Origin of the sequence: Pseudomonas sp. PARCl1, assembly GCF_947311875.1 — a bacterium.
GTDB lineage: Bacteria > Pseudomonadota > Gammaproteobacteria > Pseudomonadales > Pseudomonadaceae > Aquipseudomonas > Aquipseudomonas juntendi.
Genome location: NZ_CAMZMX010000046.1, coordinates 22994 through 41303 on the forward strand (window position 1 = coordinate 22994; position 18310 = coordinate 41303).

17 protein-coding genes and 1 pseudogene are annotated in these 18310 nt (G+C 60.1%); 8 read left to right on the plus strand and 10 right to left on the minus strand.

Annotated features, from left to right (window positions below):
* Genes QME24_RS20350 through QME24_RS20360 form a run of 3 tightly spaced genes read left to right on the plus strand, consistent with a single transcriptional unit; the run spans nt 1 to nt 1879 of the window.
* Complete coding sequence (locus tag QME24_RS20350) at nt 1–888, plus strand: type II secretion system F family protein (RefSeq protein WP_054905418.1); 888 nt, start codon at nt 1–3, stop codon at nt 886–888.
* 10 nt (nt 889–898) lie between these two features.
* Nucleotides 899–1600: a tetratricopeptide repeat protein gene (locus QME24_RS20355; protein WP_054905419.1), complete on the plus strand. Its 702-nt coding sequence runs from the start codon at nt 899–901 to the stop codon at nt 1598–1600.
* A gap of 15 nt (nt 1601–1615) precedes the next feature.
* Nucleotides 1616–1879, plus strand: a complete 264-nt coding sequence (locus QME24_RS20360) for a DUF3613 domain-containing protein (protein ID WP_054905433.1) — start codon at nt 1616–1618, stop codon at nt 1877–1879.
* A 25-nt stretch (nt 1880–1904) separates the two neighbouring features.
* Here the strand turns inward: QME24_RS20360 and QME24_RS20365 are convergent, their stop codons facing one another.
* Nucleotides 1905–2327, minus strand: a complete 423-nt coding sequence (locus QME24_RS20365; RefSeq protein ID WP_154211301.1) for a prepilin peptidase — start codon at nt 2325–2327, stop codon at nt 1905–1907.
* Between the two features lie 75 nt (nt 2328–2402).
* Here QME24_RS20365 and QME24_RS20370 point away from each other — a divergent pair, with 75 nt between their 5' ends.
* Both QME24_RS20370 and QME24_RS20375 read left to right on the plus strand, forming a co-directional pair.
* Complete coding sequence (locus QME24_RS20370; RefSeq protein ID WP_033690841.1) at nt 2403–2846, plus strand: TadE/TadG family type IV pilus assembly protein; 444 nt, start codon at nt 2403–2405, stop codon at nt 2844–2846.
* Nucleotides 2843–5488 carry a PAS domain-containing sensor histidine kinase gene (locus tag QME24_RS20375; RefSeq protein WP_280091533.1) on the plus strand — a complete coding sequence of 882 codons (2646 nt, stop codon included), beginning with the start codon at nt 2843–2845 and terminating at the stop codon, nt 5486–5488. The genes QME24_RS20370 and QME24_RS20375 overlap by 4 nt, the downstream gene beginning before the upstream one ends.
* On the opposite strand, the gene QME24_RS20380 is transcribed toward QME24_RS20375, so the two are convergent.
* The gene (locus QME24_RS20380) at nt 5473–7425 is read right to left on the minus strand and encodes a pilus assembly protein TadG-related protein (RefSeq protein WP_280091534.1); all 1953 of its coding nucleotides are present in this window, start codon (nt 7423–7425) and stop codon (nt 5473–5475) included. The two genes, QME24_RS20375 and QME24_RS20380, sit on opposite strands and share 16 nt — an antisense overlap.
* Before the next feature lie 141 nt (nt 7426–7566).
* Here QME24_RS20380 and QME24_RS20385 point away from each other — a divergent pair, with 141 nt between their 5' ends.
* Nucleotides 7567–7857: a DUF3509 domain-containing protein gene (locus tag QME24_RS20385; protein ID WP_054905422.1), complete on the plus strand. Its 291-nt coding sequence runs from the start codon at nt 7567–7569 to the stop codon at nt 7855–7857.
* A 221-nt stretch (nt 7858–8078) separates the two neighbouring features.
* On the opposite strand, the gene QME24_RS20390 is transcribed toward QME24_RS20385, so the two are convergent.
* From QME24_RS20390 to QME24_RS20425, 8 genes and pseudogenes are all read right to left on the minus strand, one after another.
* Nucleotides 8079–9614: an IS66 family transposase gene (locus QME24_RS20390; protein WP_280091535.1), complete on the minus strand. Its 1536-nt coding sequence runs from the start codon at nt 9612–9614 to the stop codon at nt 8079–8081.
* Nucleotides 9615–9632: 18 nt separating this feature from the next.
* A complete protein-coding gene (gene tnpB / locus QME24_RS20395) occupies nt 9633–9905 on the minus strand; it encodes an IS66 family insertion sequence element accessory protein TnpB (RefSeq protein ID WP_280091536.1) in 273 nt (90 codons plus the stop codon).
* A gap of 192 nt (nt 9906–10097) precedes the next feature.
* Nucleotides 10098–10304: a hypothetical protein gene (locus tag QME24_RS20400; protein ID WP_192440940.1), complete on the minus strand. Its 207-nt coding sequence runs from the start codon at nt 10302–10304 to the stop codon at nt 10098–10100.
* 225 nt (nt 10305–10529) lie between these two features.
* Nucleotides 10530–10877, minus strand: a complete 348-nt coding sequence (locus QME24_RS20405) for a hypothetical protein (protein ID WP_192440941.1) — start codon at nt 10875–10877, stop codon at nt 10530–10532.
* A gap of 738 nt (nt 10878–11615) precedes the next feature.
* Nucleotides 11616–12134: an SMI1/KNR4 family protein gene (locus tag QME24_RS20410; RefSeq protein ID WP_280091537.1), complete on the minus strand. Its 519-nt coding sequence runs from the start codon at nt 12132–12134 to the stop codon at nt 11616–11618.
* A gap of 12 nt (nt 12135–12146) precedes the next feature.
* Complete coding sequence (locus tag QME24_RS24775; RefSeq protein WP_192441731.1) at nt 12147–12461, minus strand: HNH endonuclease; 315 nt, start codon at nt 12459–12461, stop codon at nt 12147–12149.
* A 66-nt stretch (nt 12462–12527) separates the two neighbouring features.
* A pseudogene (locus tag QME24_RS20420) lies at nt 12528–16016 on the minus strand (RHS repeat-associated core domain-containing protein); the annotation flags it as partial.
* A 371-nt stretch (nt 16017–16387) separates the two neighbouring features.
* A complete protein-coding gene (locus tag QME24_RS20425; RefSeq protein WP_009681701.1) occupies nt 16388–16858 on the minus strand; it encodes a phosphate-starvation-inducible PsiE family protein in 471 nt (156 codons plus the stop codon).
* A gap of 540 nt (nt 16859–17398) precedes the next feature.
* Here QME24_RS20425 and QME24_RS20430 point away from each other — a divergent pair.
* Together QME24_RS20430 and QME24_RS20435 are read left to right on the plus strand one after the other, a co-directional pair.
* A complete protein-coding gene (locus QME24_RS20430; RefSeq protein ID WP_009681699.1) occupies nt 17399–17662 on the plus strand; it encodes a DUF3077 domain-containing protein in 264 nt (87 codons plus the stop codon).
* Between the two features lie 234 nt (nt 17663–17896).
* Complete coding sequence (locus tag QME24_RS20435) at nt 17897–18160, plus strand: YebG family protein (protein ID WP_009681698.1); 264 nt, start codon at nt 17897–17899, stop codon at nt 18158–18160.
* Nucleotides 18161–18310 lie beyond the last annotated feature (150 nt).

Sequence of the window (18310 nt, forward strand, 5' to 3'; positions counted from 1 at the left end):
ATGGCCATGCTGATCTGCGCCCTGTGCCTGCTGATCGCCGCCGGCCTGTTTGCCCAGCAGGCCATTCGCCAATGGCGGGCCCGGGTGCTGGTGGCGCGAAGGCTACAGGGGCGCCTGGCCCGTGCCGAGCGCCTGGAGGGCTGGCTGCACTGGCTGGGCAGAAGCCCCTGGGGGCAGCGGCTGCAGAAGTTCGACGGTGAAAGCCAGGCCCTGCTCGAGCGCATCGGCTGGCGTCGCAGCCGCCAGCGCGCGCTGTTCGCCGCCGTGCAACTGGGCCTGCCACTGCTGGCGGTGGTACTGACGCTGCTATTGCAGCAAGGCTTCAAAGGCGCTGCCGCCGCCCATTGGGTGGTCTGGCCATTGTGTGCCCTGGGCGCCGCTTACCTGCTGCCCAAGCGCCTGCTGGCCCTGGCTGCCGCCCGGCGCCAGCAGCGCATTGCCGCAGAGGTTGGCCTGATGATCCCCATGCTGCGAATCCTGTTCGAAACCGGGCTGACGGTCGAGCAGGCACTGCGCCTGCTGAGCCAGGAAGGGCGAACGCTGATCCCGAACATCAGCGAAGAACTGCGCCAGGTACTGCAGCGGGTGGATTCGGGGCTGGGGCTGGGCCCGGAGCTGGACAAGGCCGCACAGGTACTGGCGGTGGACGAATTCACCGACACCTGCGTGATCCTGCGCCAGTTGCTGGCCCAGGGCAGCGGCGCAATGAAGTCGTTGCTGGCCCTGAAAGCCTTGCTCGATGACCGCCGCCTGACCCGCCTGCAAGAACGGGTGTCGATGATGTCGGCAAAAATGTCGGCGGTAATGATGGTATTCCTGTTCCCGGCCCTGCTGATCGTGCTTGCCGGGCCAGGCTTCTCTGCATTGGCGCGGGCGTTGAGCCCCTGAGGAAAGCGGGATGAAGACAGTCGTGTTGTGCGCATGCCTGGTGTTGCTGAGTGGCTGCGCCGGGCAACAGCCGCAAGGCCTGCGCTCGTTGTTCACTGCCGCCGGTTGCAGCAAGCCGGACGCCGACCAGCAACTGGCCCTGAACCTGGCGGACGAGATGCTCAATGACGGCCGCCCGCATGCCAGCCTTGCGCACCTGCAGCAACTGCCGGATACCCTCGACCAGGTGCGCCTGCGCAAGGCCAAAGTGTCCCGGCTGCTTGGCCTTGGCGAGGCCGAACCCTTGTACCGCAGCCTGCTGGGCGGCTGCCTGGCTGCCGAAGGCGAGCATGGCCTGGGCCAACTGGCCGCGGCACGTGGCGACGACATCCAGGCCTTGCAGAACCTGCAGCGTGCTGTACGCCTGGCGCCTACCGATGAACGCGTACGCAATGACCTGGGCGTGGTCCTGATGAACCTGGGGCGCTATGAGCAGGCTCGCTTCGAGTTGCTGACGGCCATCGAGCTGAAAGACGACAACCCCCTGCCTGCAATCAATCTGGTGACCTTGGCGCTGCTCCAGGACAACTGGCAACAGGCGACCGACCTGGTCGACCGCTTGCAGCTTGAGCCCCGGCAGTTTGCCGCGGCCAAGGCGCGGGCCGGGCAGATCAAGGCCGGTGGCCGAGGCCCGGTCGCCTCGGCCCAGGCATCGCAGCCGATGGTCAATTGAAACTGGGAGGTGAACATGATCAGGTACGTGATGATGCTGGCCTGCTGCATGGGTAGCGCGGCGCTGCACGCCGAGCAATACCCGCGCCCGAGCCCTCAGGACGAAACGGCCACCGAGCGGCTGCTGCGTGTGCAGTCCAGCGGCGCACAGGCCTCGCGCCACCTGCAGGTACAAACGGCGCGTGAACGCGACCAGTCCATGCAGCGCTGGCTGGATACCTACAAGTACGAGATCCCCGACTTCTACCGCTGGACCAAGATGACCGAGCGCAACAATTAGCGGGGGCTTGCCGTGCCGTCAACGCTCAGCCCAGGCAGGCCAGTGAGACGGCAAGGCCTGCCAGCAGACAGGGCGCGAACGGCCTTTTTTGCCGCGGCTGTCGCGCACCTCGGCGGACCAGCTGCCAGGCCACCAGCACCACACCCGCAGCAATGAAAGTGACCAGCACATGGGCAACGCTGCTGGCCAGCGCCAACGCACCGAGCAGCTTGACGTCACCGGCCCCGAACTGCCCCAGCGCGTAGCCCGGCAGCGTGAGCAGCAGCACGATGAACAACGCCAGCGCCGCATCACTGCCCTGGGCACCGAGCCAACTGCGCCCTGTGGCCAGCAACCAGGCCAGCGCAAGGGTTGCGGCACCCAGCGTCAGTACATTGGCTATCTGCCGTTCGCGGGCATCCTGCCCGGCGCACAGCGCTAGCCACACCAGCAATGCAAGGCTGTGCATGGGCAATTGGCCATCCCTGTTCGTCGATCGGTTCTATGCTGTTGTTCAGGACACATGGTCAGGGTAGACGCAATCATGAAAGCAGGCCCGGCAAAACGGCAGCACGGTGCGGCAGCCATCGAGTTCGCCGCGGTGTTCATGATCTTCTTCGCCGTGTTCTACGGCCTTGTCAGCTATTCCCTGCCCATGCTCATGCTGCAATCGTTCAACCAGGCCAGCGCCGAGGCGGTGCGCCGGTGCGTGGCGCTGGACCCGGACAGCCCCAGCTACACCAACGATGTGCAGAACCTGGCCCGCCAGGTCATCAGCCAGCAGTTGCAGTGGCTGCCTGCTGCCTTCGACTTCCAGCCGGCCAGCGACGCACAGGTTACCTTGGGCACCGACAAGCTGCTGACGGTAGCCATCGATTATCCCAAGGCAAAACTCACCCATGTGCTGCCCATGCTGGTGCTGCCGTTGATTGGCGAGGTACCGCGCCTACCCGACCGGCTGCGTGCCGAAGCGAGCCTGCAACTGTGAACGGCCTGTTCGAACGCTGGCTCGGCGGCCAGGCCCCGCTGCCGGCAGAACAGCACCCTCCAGCCACCGGGTTGCAATTGTGGCTGGATGATCAAGGCCACGTGCTGCGCCTGGCCGGGCCGCTGCGCACGCTGCTGCCGGCAAGCCCGCACCACGCCGCGCGGGTGCATGACTACCTGCAACGGCATAGCTGGCTGGTACTCGAAGGCGCCCCGGCGGACTGGCAGGGGCAGCCGCTGGACCTGGACTTCGTGACCGTGCATGGCACTGCCCTGCACACGCGCGGCTGGCTCCTGCGCCAGGCTGTCGGGTGGCTGCTGCAGGTGTTCGATATCGGCGACCTGCTGGGTGAGCGCGAAAAACACGCCCATGACCTGGCGCAGCACCACCTGGCCTTGGCGCTTGGCCGCGCCATGCGTGACTGCGACGAACAGCACCTGCTGCCGACCACAACCGCTCAACTGCAACACTTGGCCGAGTACTGGCAGGCGGGGGCCCTGCGCCTGCTGCTGCCAGGTGACAGCGGCTGGTACAGCTACGCCAGCAGTGATGCCGTTTGGCCCTGGGCCGACGACGAGCGCCTGCGTGCCTGGCTGCATACGTTGCCAGCCGCCGCTCGGCAGCTGGCGGCCGAGCACCCGCTGCTGCAGTCGTCGGCTGCCGGCCTGCCGCTGGTCGCCCTGCCCTACCAGCACGGCCATTGTGTTCAGGCCTGGTTACTGTGTGCCGGGGCACCAAGGCCACCCACACCCCAAGCGCAGGCTACCCTGCTGCCCGCGCTGGTCGAACCGCTGCTCAGCCGCCTGCGCCAGCAGCAGCTGCAGCAGCGCGCCTGCCACCTGAATGAACTGCAGCAGCAACTGGGCGCTGGCTGGTGGTCATGGCCCTTGCAGGGGCCGCTGGCATTCGACCCGGCCCTGGCATCACGCCTGGGCCTGCCGCGGGATGCCAGCTGCGAACAATGGTTCGGCCGTTTGCACCCGGCCGACCGCGAAGCTGCACGCATGGCGCTGGCGCAACTGCGCGACGGCATCGCCTTGAACCTGAACCTGCGCCTGTTGCCCGCCGACGACCTGGCGGGCCCACGCTGGCTGCAGTGGGTCGGCCAGCTGCGGGGGCGCCAGGTTCAGGGCTTCGTGCTCGATATCAGCGCCTTGAAAGCCCAGGAGCTACAGGCCGGGGCGGCCCGCGCCCGGCTGGAAAACCTGATCGCCAGCTCGCCAGCGGTGATCTACATCCAGCGCTACGCCGACGGGGCGCTGCACAGTGTTTTTTTCAGCGCCAGCCTGACACCGCTACTGGGCTGGCCCAAAGACGGCGAATTGGCCCAGCAGCCCGGCCAGGCGGTGCACCCGGACGACCGCACGCTATGGCTGGAACGTACGCGCACGCTACTGCGCGACGGCCAGGTTCGCAGCCGCTACCGCTTGCGTGATGAGCGCGGCGGCTATCACTGGATACTGGACGAGGCCCGCCTGCTACGTGACGACTTGGGGCAACCGGTCGAGGTCGTGGGCCTGTGGCTGGATGTCAGCGAGGCCACCGAGGCTGCCGAACGCGTGCGCCAGAGCGAAGAGCGCTACCGGGCGCTGGTGGAAGACTCGCCCGCGCTGATCTGCCGGTACACGCCTGCGCTGCAATTGCTGTTCGGCAATCGGCCGCTGGCCGAGCTGCTGGAGTGCTCGCCACAGCAGCTCGGCGCAATGAACCTGGGCCAGTGGATGAGCGACAGTCAACGCACGGCGTTCGTGCAGCGCCTCGCCACGCTGAGCCCGCAGCAGCCGTTGAGCAGTGCCGAGGTCTGCCTGCAATTACCGGGGCGCCGCAACGCCTGGTGGGTGTGGGCCGAGCGTGGCCTGTTCGATGAGCACGGGCAACTGGTGGAGATCCAGGCAGTTGCCCGCGACAACACGGCAGTGCGCCATAGCCAGCAGCAACTGCTGCAAGCAGCCAAGATGGCCACCTTGGGCGAACTGGCAACGGGGCTGGTGCATGAAATCAACCAGCCGTTGACCACCATGCGCCTGGCGGTGGTCAACGGGCTGAAACGCCTGGAAAGCGGTGCCGCCGATGTTCCGTACCTCACAGGCAAGCTGCAGCGCATCGACAACCAGCTGGAGCGCGCCATTCGCCTGGTCGAGCATTTGCGCACCCATGGGCGGCGGTCCGAGGTGGAACAGCAGGTGTTCGCCGCCTGGGTGGCGGTGCTCGGTGCGCAGGGGCTGCTGGCCGAGGGTTTGTGCGGCAAAGGCGTGACGCTGGCCATCGAGGCGCCCGAGCAGTGCCCGCACGTGCTTGGCCATCAGGACCAGCTCGAGCAGGTGCTGATCAACCTGGTGGTCAATGCGCGGGACGCCTTGCTGGAACGGCGCGTTACCCACCCAAACATCCGCGTAGGCCAACGCATCGAGCACGGGCAGTTGTGCCTGCTGGTGGAAGATAACGCCGGCGGTATCGACCCGCGCCTGCTCGAGCGCATTTTCGAGCCGTTCTTCACCACCAAGCCAGCAGGGGTCGGCACCGGGCTCGGTTTGTCGGTGAGCCACGGCATCGTCGATGCCATGGGCGGCAGGCTGGCGGTGCACAACCGCAACGAAGGCGCCTGCTTCGAAGTGTGGTTGCCGATCTACAAGGCCAACTGAGCGCGGTTGGCACAGGTGAGGTTGGCGCCGACCTCGGCGTTGACCAGGTCGATGCCAAGGGCCTTGAGCAGCACGTTGAGCAAAGGGTCGAGCAACGGGCTGAGGAGGTTCCTGATCAAGGGCTCGACGATACCTTTGACCGTGCCGAGCACGTTGCCAACCAGCACCAGCACATCGCCGAGGCCGCTGTTCACGGTGGGTTTGTAGGCTTCCAGCTGTATGCCCTGCAAGGTCTCGGCCAGGCTGCCGACGACCGTGCTGTTGGCGGTTTGCATGCTCTGGTAGGCAGGGCTGAGGCCGATGTTGGGCGGCACGCTGTCGGGCGCCTGGAACACCAGTGGGCGCTCGACGGCCCCGCTGCCCAAAACCTTGCTGTTGACGCGCACGCCCAGCCCGCCAGCGGCAAAAGGAACACGCGCCTGGCACGTGCCAATGCCCAGCAACCGGGTACACCGCTTGGTACCGATGTCCACCAATGGCAATGCTTTGACCACCGTGGTGCCGCTCATGAAGAACGCATTGCTGGACTCGAAACGCCCCACCGCAACCTTGGCCGCCGAGCTTTGCGCTTGCGTGACAAGGCGCTTGGGTGAACAACTGAAGGTGCCTGGGGCCTGCGGGTCGAGGCGCGTGGTCGCTTCCGCCACCTCAAGGCCGATATCCAGCGACAGCTTGTCCGGGACCAGGATGATATCGGTGACAGTGCACGGCACGCCGACCAGACACAGTACCGATTGCAAGGTACTGGCGAGGTTCAGGCTCAGCAGGTTGTTGAGCACATTGGTGATCGGCCCGACCAGATCGAGTACCGCGTTGAGCAAGCCGAACACCGAGTCGAGCAGCGGCAGGTCGAGCGAAATCATCGCCCGCACCTGCGCGGTATGTACCCGCAATTCATCGGTGCGCGGGTCACCCACCGCAGAAATCTGCTGCGGCTCGATCACTTTCAGGCGGACCCGGCCATTGACCAGCCCCAGCACGCTGACCGGCAAGTCCACCGTTGCCGCACTTTCACTGACCGCCAGCTGGATAACGCCCTGCACCAGTTGCAGCAACTGGATACTGGCATCCAGCCCGGCCTGCGTGGTGCCGTTCTGTATGTCGAGCAAATCGCCCAGCTGCAGCAAGGTGCTGTTGCTGGCGCCCAGTGCCAGCTTGCCCAGGTTGGTCACCACGTTGGCGGCCGCGCCGCTCTGCTGCAGTACCTTCACCGCCGCCTGCAGCAGTTGCGTAGCGGTAGCATCGGCGCTGAGCAGTTGCCGGTAGTCACCGGCCTTGAGGTTGAGGTCGATGGCCAGTTGGTCCAGGTAGCGCAGCACGTTGAGCTGGGTGCTGGCAATGCCTTGCCAGCCGGCCACATCAAGCTGCACGTTACCGCCCAAGGCACTAAGCAGGGCATTGAGCAACACCGACTGTCGCGAATCGACGGTGGCCAGGGTGGTTCGGATACTCAGCATGGCCTGCGGTGGAACAGGCGACGAAGCCACCGCATGGGCGTGCAAGGTGGTGGTCAGCGGCACCCCTGTGCCCTGTGCCAGGCTATACACCCCCGCCGCGACGCTGGTGGGGACTGTGTTGCTCACGTCCACCCGAATCGCCTCGGTGCGGTTGTTGTCCGTGGTGAACGTGCGCAGGCTGTTGGCGCCGGTCTGCAAGTAGCCGCAGCTGGCCGCCAGCGGGTTGCCGGGCGCATGGCCGTTGCGGGTGGCCGCCGCCCGGGCAACCACCGTGGCCTGCGGCCCGCTGCCGGTGCAAACGGCATACTGGCCGGCCGCCTCCAGCGCGGCCATGTCGGCAATGCGTTGCAGCTTGCGCTGCTCCAGGTACAACCGGCCGCTGTCGATCACCAGCAGCATGAACAACAGCGCCAGGCCCAGCGTAACCACGGCCATGAGGCCGATTGCGCCACGCTGGCGGGCAGCGAATGAGGGAAGCACGGGCACTCCTTTGCCGGCCATTGGCCATGCGTCGCGGCTGCGATGCAAGGAGTGTAGATGCGCTAATGGCCAATTGCCCTACTTGAACGAACCGGGTGCGGGCCGGTCAATTTCTGCAGTCCACCTTTGCAGGCTTCTGGCATGAACAATCCATTCGAGCAGATCAGCGCCGCTTTCGCCCCCGAATACCGGGTCAACCTGAGCATTGCCAACCTTGACGGCAGCATCATGCTGACCCTTTCCGATGACGCAGGCGTGGTTGCCAAGCGCCTGATCACCCGAGCCCAGCGCAACGACCCGGTGCGCCTGCAGCGGGTGATCGACAGCATACGCCTGGGCCTGGCGATCGAGCTGGGCCAGAACCCCTTGCAGGTGCTGGCTGCGCTGACTCGCGACGCCCGTCACGAGCCCCGTGCGTTCCTGGCCCATTGAGGGTTAGTTGCGCTGCTACCGGTGCTAGGCACTTGCGATAGCTTGTCTGCTGGCAAGGTCTCGGCAAGCTGGCAGGCCTTGCGACTCATGGCGTCATACCGAAGCAGCTGGTGAGCTTGCTCAGGGGGCGGTAGACCTCGCGGTGCAGGTCATCGCGCTCCATGTCGCTGATGACCGTAAGCGCTCCATGAACCCCACCTACCGCCAGATGAAGCTTTGATTTACCGTGGCATTTCCGGCGAGCAGTTCCACGGCAGCAGCGCTTCGTAGTCCTCTAACGACGAGGCATGCGGCAACCGCTCCAGTACGTGGCGCAGCCACGTATAGGGCTCCTGGCCGTTGACCTTGGCGGTCTCAACCAAGCTGTAGATCTGCGCACTGGCCGTGGCGCCATTGGGCGTGTCACTGAACAGCCAGGCCTTGCGCCCGATGACAAACGGCTTTATCGCACGCTCTGCCAGGTTATTGTCGATCGGTAAATGGCCGCCCTCGACGTAGCGCTCCAACCGGCTCCAGTTGTTCGTCAGATAGTGCACGGCCTTGCCCAGCACACTTTGCGGTGTGACTTGTGACTGCGTCTTGTCCAGCCAGCTTTTCAACTGGCCCAGGATCGGTAAGCTTCTTTCCTGGCGACCGATGAACCGCTGCTCATCGCTGACATCCTTGAGTTCACGCTTGATGCCATACAGCTTGTTGATCATCGATAGCGCCACATCGGCACGACCTGTCTTGCCTTTGGGCTGCACTTTCTGCGCTTCGACGAACTTACGCCGGGCATGCGCCATGCACGCCAACCGTTCAGCGCCGGGCTGCAACGCCAATGCGTTGTAACCGGCGTAATCATCGGTCATCACGTAGCCTCGATAGCCCTCCAGCAGGCGCAACGGCACCTCCTGCGCACGGCTGGTGGTGTAGTCGAACAACACGACTTGTCGATCAGGTGGCCCACTGGCCTGAACCCACATCCAGGACTGGCTGGTCGGGTCACGATCCGGTTCCTTGAGCACCTGCACCCGCGTTTCATCGCAGTGAATCACGGGGCTTTCCAACAACCGCTCACGCATCAGGTTCAACAACGGCTGGAAGTGTTCGCTGCACTGGATCACCCAGCGGGCCAGGGTTTGTCGAGGGATTTCGATGCCGTGCCGGGACAGCACGCTTTCAAAACGGTGTAGCGGCAAGCCATCGACGTACTTGGTGGTCAGCAGCATGGCCAGCACGCTGGGGCTGGCCATGCTTTTTTCGATCAACTGGGCCGGCTTGTCGGCGGTGACCGGCGCCGTTTCACAACCACGGCAACCGTAGACCTTGCGCACATGCTTGAGCACACGGATCTGGATCGGCACGATATCGAGCTGCTCGCTGGTTTCCTCGCCGATGACATGCTTGCGGCAACCGCAGGCGCAAGTCAGTTCGTGCTCGGGCAAGTCATGGATGACTTCGATACGTGGCAGATCAGCCGACAACGGTTTGCGTTTGCCACCATGTCTGACTGGGGTAACGACTTCTTCGTCCGAATCCTCAACCACAGCCAACAACAGCTCGCTTTCCGGTTCGTTGAACATTGCCAGTTGCGGTGTATTGGGATCGACCGTTTGCTCGGATTTGCGGTTGAACAGCCGATCACGCAACAGCTTGATCTGTTCTTTCAGGTCGACGATGTGGTCCTTGTCGACCGTGCGCTCAGCCAGCAACTGCGCAAGCAGTTGCTTGAGCACGGCAGGGTCATCAGGAAGGTCATCGGGCGCTGGAATCATGGCCCGGATTATACCGGGTCAGGCGACGAAGCGGGGTGTCAGAACCTGATGTGGACGGTTGCGCCAGAGGTCGAAGCCGTCGAGTAACCAGTTCAGTTCCTGGACGGTCAGGACGATGGCTTCGTCGGTCGCGTCGGGGGAAGTCATGAAACGTTCGGCTTCGAGACGCTTGAGCCACAGGCAGAAGCCGTTGCGCTCCCAATAGAGGATCTTCACGCGATTGCGCGGCTTGTTGAGGAACACGAAAAGGACCGGGTCGAACACGGCCACCTTGATATCCAGTTCAACCAAGGCTGCGAGGCCATCGATGGATTTTCGGAAGTCGACGGGCTTGGGGTAGAGATAGACTTTTCGACTTTGGCGTCGGGGCGCATCATCGTCGGCAGGCTCCAGAAAGAAATCGGGAGCACAGCATCGGGGATCAGGTAAGCGCTTTGAATGTGGGGTTCATGGAGCGATTACAGGTTATCTACCCGCACCTCTTCAATCAGCCGGTCCGAAGCGTCCGCCGGTGGCGCTGATGTCGGTCAGCGTGCCATCGGGTGTGCGGGTGAAGTGCAGGAAATGGCCGAGGACGTTCTCGATACGCTGCAGCGGCACTTCGGTGTTGGTGTCTGGCACTTCACCGAAGTAGAAGAACAGGTTGTCGAGGGTCTGCAGGATGTAGTGGCCGCCCTCGGTGCAGGCCAAATAAAAATACTCGTAAGAGCTTTATGAAATGATACCGAAGCTGGTTGGCAAGCAATCAAAGGGAACCGTGATTAATATCTCTAACTAAAGAGCAATCACTGCCCGGATTACCAACGTGACCGAGACCCACACTAAAAATATTCATTAAAACTTTTAAAGATCAACCCGCCACGCTAGGTCAAATCAAAGAAAAGCCCTATAAAAAGCTAAACACATACTCAAAATTCAATCATAAGCAACAGCTTCCCGGGCTTTTTGTATAAAAATATCCTGCAAGTCACCTTGAATCTCTTCGCCATCGAAACTCACAGCGAAATCACCTACGAGATTATCAGGAAAATGGACCCCATCTAATGTCCCAAGAACTACGGAAACGCTATCTGCGATCACCACCTTAAGAAAATTTATAATATCAAGCTTTTGGGAGTCATCCAATAGTGCAATAGCATTGCGAGCCCGAGCAAATGAATCTTTATTTTTATCAACCGGTTTGGTGAGAGATTCTTTATACTGAGATAAATTCTTTTCGAACAACTCGATAAAAATCGCAGAAACGAATTTTTCATCATTCATTTATTTTTTCTACTCCCCTTTTTGTGCACTTCTGGATACGGCATGCTCTCTATAGTTGGTGCAAGTCCGTTGCCGCGATAAGCTAGTTGACATTGCGACCGTCCAGCCACGTCAAAGCAATCAAATTGCTGAGGGCAAAATACTCATAGTCCAGTGCACCGCTCCGCTTTAAAACTACGCGTCACAGCAAGCGGCTTATCTTCAGCAATATCTGATAGACAGAAATTGTTTACGCTACACGTAGCGAGCTTATAAAACCCTCAAAACTCGAACAGACCCTCTCTAACCGCATTTCATCTTGAATCCACAAATACACGACTCCGGCACTTTCTTTTTTCAAGATGAGCATAAAGCTGTTTCCACCACCATCATATGCCAAAGGTACGTAACCCTTAAGTTCATTATTCTGATCTGCATACCCTTGCATTAATTTTTCTATCGGCAACCTGCCGAACTTTGTTGAGTTAAACCCGTTTATTCTGAACACATATTCGTCACCTTCGACCTCGGTCGCCTCGGGAAAACCACCATTATTCTTAAGTTAAATTCTCTTAAATAGAGGCGGAAGCTTTCCCCCTGCCAGAAGCTCAATCTGAGAGAAATCACCTATATCGATACTCGATTCAGATTCTTTTAGATCTAACATACAGTGCCTCCTATCTTTTTTGCTGCCGCTGGTTTCCTAGCAGGGAATGTATATGACTTTCCAGTTGCCCTTGTACTGGGCCACTCCCCACCTCAGTTTTCCTCCATCATTTCAACGTCATCGGGCAGCGACGCTAAAATCAAAGAATAAAAATCATCGACATCTTCTGCTATTTTGTAAAGGTGACCGCTATCACCTTGCCCCGCTATATCATATTTATTAATAAATTCAGATTCGTGCAAGTGGGTTCTATCCCAATAATAAACGCCTTCTCGCCCAGACTCAGTAACTATCACGTAAGGGTTCCCCCCCCCATCTTCCCCAATCGCCAAAACGCCATTAACAAAAGCCAACTCAGAAATAAACTCTTGATTAAATTTAATAATATCGTTGCACTCCTCTTCCGGTACAACCCCAAACCAACGATCAAAACTCACCTCCCCGTCTTGAACAGACTTCAACGGTAACTGCCCAAAATCAGGATCAGTCAAATAAAAACCATTCATGCGTGCCAATATGTTTCTATACGCACTAGGCAAAGCAACATTAACTGCTGCCTCAAGTGAGTTTATCTCAGCATCAGTCAAACCAGCTTTGTAAACTATAGGCATTTTTCGACCCTATTAACAGCTCGATTTCATATTCTTAACACCACCCGAATGGGTGAACCTGTTGTGAATTTTTTTAGGAACCTCCTGCATCGTCTTCATATTTTCATGATGATGCCAAGTATTTTTTGAGTAGTCTGCCTTACCCTGAGGTGCAAGTGCATCTGCCTTGCCAAAATCACCACCAGGACTTTTACCGTGATTCCCCTTCAGGTCAGGAACATCAACTCGTTGTCGTTCAAAAGGAGTAAAGTCCGGATGGCCGTCGGGGTACCTTACTACATTCCCTTCCCAATCTTTATAAACCCATGTTCTTCCGTCAATCTCCATATGCACAGAACCACCTTTGTCTAGCCATTTGGCAATATCGGGGGAATGTGAAGGCTTTGCACTCCATCCCCAAGGATCAATCCAAGATATCGGATTGATTCCATAGCTATACAGGTTAGCTCCTCCCAATAATCCAATTGGGTCTTGACTCACAAATCGTCCAACTTCTGGATCGTAGAATCGAAAAGTATTGTAGTGCAGGCTCGATTCGCAATCAAAATATTGACCTTGAAATCGTATATTCTGCTCCACCTCACTAACTACTAGCTGCTCTACCGAGCCCCACGAGCGGTAGGTCGCCTGCCAAACAATCGTGCCATCTCTATCCGTCAGCTCCAACGGTGTACCAATCTGGTCCGTATGGAAGTAATAGAACTTCTGCCCTTCCCCTTCAACCTGATCAACCCGCGCCAACGGCGCATAGCTACCCGGCTCGTACAGGTACAAGATGCTGTGCCCAGGAGTTTCCTCCAGCAGCATCCGCAAGCCTTGCCACAGAAAGTGCTTCAGTTCGACTTCATCATTGATCTCAGCCCGCTTGGCCACCCGCCGCCCAAGGCTGTCGTAACGATATTCACCTCGGCTCTCCAGCTTGCCATTGACCACCGTCTCAGCCCTAACCAGCCGGTTCTCGCAGTCATAGGTAAAGTACTGCAGCTTGCTGTGCCCCGAGCGCTTCTCGATCAGGTTGCCCCATGGGTCGTAGCGGTACTCCTGGTCCCGCCACTGTTTGATGCGGTTGTCCTTGACCTTGGCAAACTGCCGCGCATTGAAGTCCAACCGGTTGGCTGCCGGGTCGTAGCGGAATTCCTCGCTGCCCACCAGCGAGCCGGTATCACGACTGCGCAACTGGCCATTGGCTTCATACTCGTACTTGATCTCGCCACGCAGCTCAGGTTCAACTGGTGCAGGTGACCACTGCCGTAATACAGGTGATTGACCTTACGCCCATCCGGCAGGGTCAGCGTGGTGAGGTTGCTGAGCGGGTCGTACTCGTAGCTGAGCGTGCCGTCGGAAGTGATTTCTTGGGTCAGACGGCCTAGCAGATCGTAGGCGTACTCAAGCTTTTCTTCCGTGATCCCAAGCTGCTTGCCGATCCCGGTTGGTTGCCGCTCGATGCTCAGCAAGCGGTCACCGTCGTCGTATGCGAATGTCTGGCTCGCATCACGGTTGATCTTGGCAACCAAACGACCAATGGCATCACGCTCGAACAGCGTGTGCCGCTCTGGCCGCTCGGCATTCTCGCCGTAGCCAATCTCATCCAGTCGCGTCAGATGGCCACCGACGTTGTAGCTGAAGCGCCGGGTCAGGTTATCTACCCGCACCTCTTCAATCAGCCGGTCCGACACGTCGTAGGCAAAGCTGTAGGTCGCGTTGTTCTCGTTGACCAGCGACGTCAGTCGCAAGGCCTTGTCATAGCCGTAGCGAACCATCTCTCCTTTCGGGTCCTGACGGTTACTGGGCAAACCACGGGAAGTGCGCAGCAGGCGGGTGGTGGATGCGCAACACTTCCCCATCGGGCTTGCGCTCCAGCGTGGTGGTCTGGTTCAGCGCGTCGGTCACTGCAATGAGGTGCTGGCGCTCGTCGTAGCGATAATACGTGCTCTTGCCTGAGCAATCCTGGTAACGCTCGACCTGGGCCAGGGTGTTCCACCATAGGTACTTGGACTTGTAGGTCGCATCAATGATGGTATGCGGCAGGCCGTCATCGCTGTTCAGGTACTCGGTCATCTGGCCGAGGGCATCGAATTCGGCGAGCAGGTTGCCCTTGTCGTCGTAGCGCGCTCGCCAGGTGCTGCCGTCCGGGTAGCTGACCTGGGTCACCAGCGTGGTCAGGTGGTGATATTCGTAGGTGGTCTTGCGGCCCAGCGGATCGGCCTCTTCGAGCAAGCGGGAGAACTCGTCGTACTTGAATTGCAGGCGGTTACCGTCCGGCAAGGTCAGGCCAACCATATTGCCGTTTTCGTCCAGCTCGATGGCGTAGCGCTCGCCGCCATAATCGCGACTGGCGACCACGCGGTGGTCGGCGTTGTACTGCACTTCCAGCTCCCGGCCAAGCACGTCGGTGGCCCAGCTGGTGCGGGCGTCGAGGTCGTAGCGGAAATGGTAGTGCTCGCCATCGCTGGTCCAGTGCTCGACCACACGCGGTTTGCCGCCGAGGGTTTCCCAGCGGTAGTGGCAGCCCAGGCCCAAGGCGTTGCTGTGGGTCACCATCAGGCCTTCGACATAGCTGAAACTGCGCACGCTGTCGCCGTTGCGGTTGCGCACCGCGCTCAGCTGGCCATGCTCGTCGTAACGGTACTGGGTGAGCGTTTCGACCGCATGGTTGTCCACCACGCGCTTGATATCGGTCAGGCGGCCCAGCGGGTGGTCGTAGTGCAAGTGCACGCGGGTGCCGCCGGTGGCGCTGATGTCGGTCAGGGTACCGTCAGGCGTGCGGGTGAAGTGCAGGAAGTGGCCGAGGACGTTCTCGATACGCTGCAGCGGCACTTCGGTGTTGGTGTCTGGCACTTCACCGAAGTAGAAGAACAGGTTGTCGAGGGTCTGCAGGATGTAGTGGCCGCCCTCGGTGCACACCAGGTACACCTGCTCGTGCGGGTTGTAGATCCGCTCACCCGGTTGCAGGGTCACGAACGGGATTTCGCGGCCCTGGTTGTCGGTGAGGTAGATGAAACTGCCGCTGCGACGCAGGCTCTGTTCCCACGGCAGTATCCAGCCGCGGCCGAGCACGCTGTCGACGGTCAGGTCGCTGGCGTAGAAGCGCGACCACTCGATCGGCATCAGGCCCGGCAGGCTGAAGTCGATTTCATCGGGGATCAGCTTGCGGCCCGTCGGGAGGTCGACGGGGTTGCCGACCAGGCCACCGATGGCTCTGCGCGCCACGGGTTCGACCACGTAGCGGCTGGCCACCTCACCTGCGATGAAGCCTGCGGTGGACTTCAGGGCGCAAGGCATGATGGCTTTCATGCCGGCTTGGGTGCCGACCTTGATCAATTGGGCGATCATGCCGGCGGCACCGGCGACGGCCATCAACGTATCCACTGTGGTGCGTAGCCATTCAGGGACTTCGTCGTCCACCGGCAGGTAACGGTAAGTGCCGCCGCCGATGTAGACATTGTTCGAACCACCGGAAATGGTCGCGCCGCAAGTCAGCTTGTCGCCCTTGCGCGCGGCCGCCACGCCATTGATGAAGACGTTGGTCGAGCCCTTGGCGATCTGCACCTGGCCGGGGTGCTTGCTGCAAGCGCCCAGGCTCTTTTCGACGCGGGCGGCCTTGCGGCTGTTGATGAAGACGTTGGGCGAGGCAGTCAGTATCGTCCCTGAGGGGGATGAAAACAGGCCGCCCAACGCCTCGCCGGCAGCGGTCAGCAAGCTGCCGCCAACCCCCGCCGCGAGACCTGCCAGCAAAGCTACGCCGAACCCGCAGGTGAAGGTGGCAAAGGCCACGGTGGCCACGCTGGCCACCAGTGCGATGCCCAGAGCGGCCCCCAACAGGAAACCGCCCAATGCGCCGGTGTGTGAAATATCGTCGCCGAACCTGGCTGCTTCGAACATGAGGGATTACTCCTGTTCGCCAGTTACGGAACGGCTTGCGATAGCGTCAAGACGCGCCATGATCATCAGCATCTCCCTGTAGACGCTCGGCATGAATCAAGTCATGTGCCGGGTTACCCTCCTTGAGAGCTGCTGAGTTGATAGGCTTGTGCGCCATGGTGTCAACCGTGCGCAGGCCACGCCCTCCGTGGGTTACAGCCCAGGGAGGGCAATATCAAAAAGCCATAACCCAGGGATTTTCCGGGTTTGGACAACAGGGTGCCATACGTTGGCGTGATGCGCGTTCTTTGGATTTTCAGAGGCGTCTGTAAGAAAAAGCCGCAGCTTTCCGCGACCTGCGGTGTTGTGCTGCTCACTTATGCCGCTGAGGCCTACTTGCCCTCTTCCACTTGCTTGCCGTTGGCATCCAGCACCTTGGTCGAGGGGTAGCGGTACGAGGCGTAGCGCACCACCAGGATCGAGAACGCCAGCAGCAGAATGCCCCCGCACAGGTACAGCAGCCCTTCATCCGGCGCCTTGTGGTGCGAAACATCGCCGATCAGCAGGCGGGTGAGCGCGGTGATTGCCACGTACAAGAGGAAGCGGATGGGCATGTGGTTGGTCTTGAAGTAGATCCCGACCATGGCCCCCAGCTCCAGGTAGATGAACAGCAGCAGGATGTCATCGACGCTGATCCCGCCCTTGCCGAGCATGTCCAGGAAGGTGACCACCGCCGCATAGGCGGTGATGGCGCCGATGCCGAACAGGGCAAGGTAATGGAAGGCTTCGACGCACAGGTTGCCCAGCGAGTCGGCCGAGCCGTGCAGGCCCTTGCGCAGTTTTTCTGCCCATTTGATGTTCACGATGTTTCATTCCCCACTACGACTTTCAAGGATGATGCGCCACGGGTGTGACGTTTCTGCCATGCAGTTAAAGGGCCAAGCCCCTGCCATGGGAAGGCGGCCGATTGCCGCAAGGCACTTTGTGGCATGGCAAGCTGCAGAAAATAAAATGGCATTGCGCCAGCGGAAAATCAGATTTAAGCCCTTTCTTGTAGGGCATTTCCCAAAGATACTCCCTGCCATTGTGGTGTTCGGTGGTGCGCACTAGTCTCGGGCGGTCGTTGCCAATCAACGACCGGCTTTGACAGGCCGCCCTGAACTAACCACATGGCTTAGCCGTTATGGCAGCTGTCATGGGGCACCTCGTGTGCGCCGGCTTTTGGTTCTGTTCACCGGTCTGTCAACCCATGTACAGCTGCCGCCTTGATGTTTGACAGCAGAAGGTGGTGGCCCCAATTTTGAACAGGCCTACATCATGCTGAGAGTTATCCCCGATCCGCCCCGCTACATCCATTCCCTCGAATACACCCTGATTCCAAAGGCACATCAGGGGACTGACCAATGACCACAGAAGACACCCAGTTCACCGTCGGCAAGACCACTTTCTACCAGGGCGAAAACGGCACCCACCCGCTATTCCGCATCGAGCCCGGGATCCCGTGCAGGGATGCCCGCGAACAGTCTTCGGAGTTGATGGGGTATGTGCGCGAATTGACCATCACCGGGTTGATGGATGGGAAGCCGATGATGATATGGGCTGCGCATTACTTGAGTGCGATGGCCAAGGCGCTGATGGATGATGCCGAGCTGGGGATGAAGCAGTGAGGGTTTGGCTCTAGGTTGCAGGAGGGCTGGCAGGGGGTTGCCGCAGCATTTTCAGCGCCTGGGAGATCGAGCGCCGCCCGCGCGGCGCTCGATCTCACAGGCGAAAAAGATGTTGTGCCGGACGCCCCCGCAGAACACCCCACTGCAATTTCTGCTTGCGAACCAACCCACACTGCCATTACTGTATATAGATACAGTAAATTGCAAACCAGCAAAAAGGCATAGAGGTGATGAATGGCCGTCGAAGTGGTGTACCGCAGCAGCCGCGACCCGGAGCGCTTGTTCATGGATAAGGCAGAAGCCGACCGTCACGACAAAATGCTCGAACTGGCAGAGCGCCTGGCTGAAGTGCTGCATAAGGCAGTGCCATCGCTGACCGAGCAGCAGGTTGAAGAAGCCGGTATCTACATGGCCAAGAACCGCGATGTGTTCGCCCGGGCGTTCAAGAGCCAGCCGGATGCGTTGGCCGAGTTGCTCGACGGGCAATCAGCCGAGTGATTACCTGCACTGGCCTCATCGCTGGCAAGCCAGCTTGTATGGTTAGACTTGAAGGGAGGAGGAGGGACAAAGCCAGCTTCTGACTGTTAGCGCAGTACAGACCGTGGGAGACCTCGCCCCTCCTCCCTTTTCACCCAAGCGCCGATAAAG

Coding starts and splice junctions, on each gene's coding strand:
- QME24_RS20350 (WP_054905418.1), top strand. CDS start 1: ATGGCCATGCTGATCTGCGCCCTGTGCCTGCTGATCGCCGCCGGCCTG.
- QME24_RS20360 (WP_054905433.1), top strand. CDS start 1,616: ATGATCAGGTACGTGATGATGCTGGCCTGCTGCATGGGTAGCGCGGCG.
- QME24_RS20370 (WP_033690841.1), top strand. CDS start 2,403: ATGAAAGCAGGCCCGGCAAAACGGCAGCACGGTGCGGCAGCCATCGAG.
- QME24_RS20365 (WP_154211301.1), bottom strand. CDS start 2,327: ATGCACAGCCTTGCATTGCTGGTGTGGCTAGCGCTGTGCGCCGGGCAG.
- QME24_RS20410 (WP_280091537.1), bottom strand. CDS start 12,134: ATGCCTATAGTTTACAAAGCTGGTTTGACTGATGCTGAGATAAACTCA.
- QME24_RS20355 (WP_054905419.1), top strand. CDS start 899: ATGAAGACAGTCGTGTTGTGCGCATGCCTGGTGTTGCTGAGTGGCTGC.
- QME24_RS20390 (WP_280091535.1), bottom strand. CDS start 9,614: ATGATTCCAGCGCCCGATGACCTTCCTGATGACCCTGCCGTGCTCAAG.
- QME24_RS20435 (WP_009681698.1), top strand. CDS start 17,897: ATGGCCGTCGAAGTGGTGTACCGCAGCAGCCGCGACCCGGAGCGCTTG.
- QME24_RS20430 (WP_009681699.1), top strand. CDS start 17,399: ATGACCACAGAAGACACCCAGTTCACCGTCGGCAAGACCACTTTCTAC.
- QME24_RS24775 (WP_192441731.1), bottom strand. CDS start 12,461: ATGGAGATTGACGGAAGAACATGGGTTTATAAAGATTGGGAAGGGAAT.
- QME24_RS20385 (WP_054905422.1), top strand. CDS start 7,567: ATGAACAATCCATTCGAGCAGATCAGCGCCGCTTTCGCCCCCGAATAC.
- QME24_RS20405 (WP_192440941.1), bottom strand. CDS start 10,877: ATGAATGATGAAAAATTCGTTTCTGCGATTTTTATCGAGTTGTTCGAA.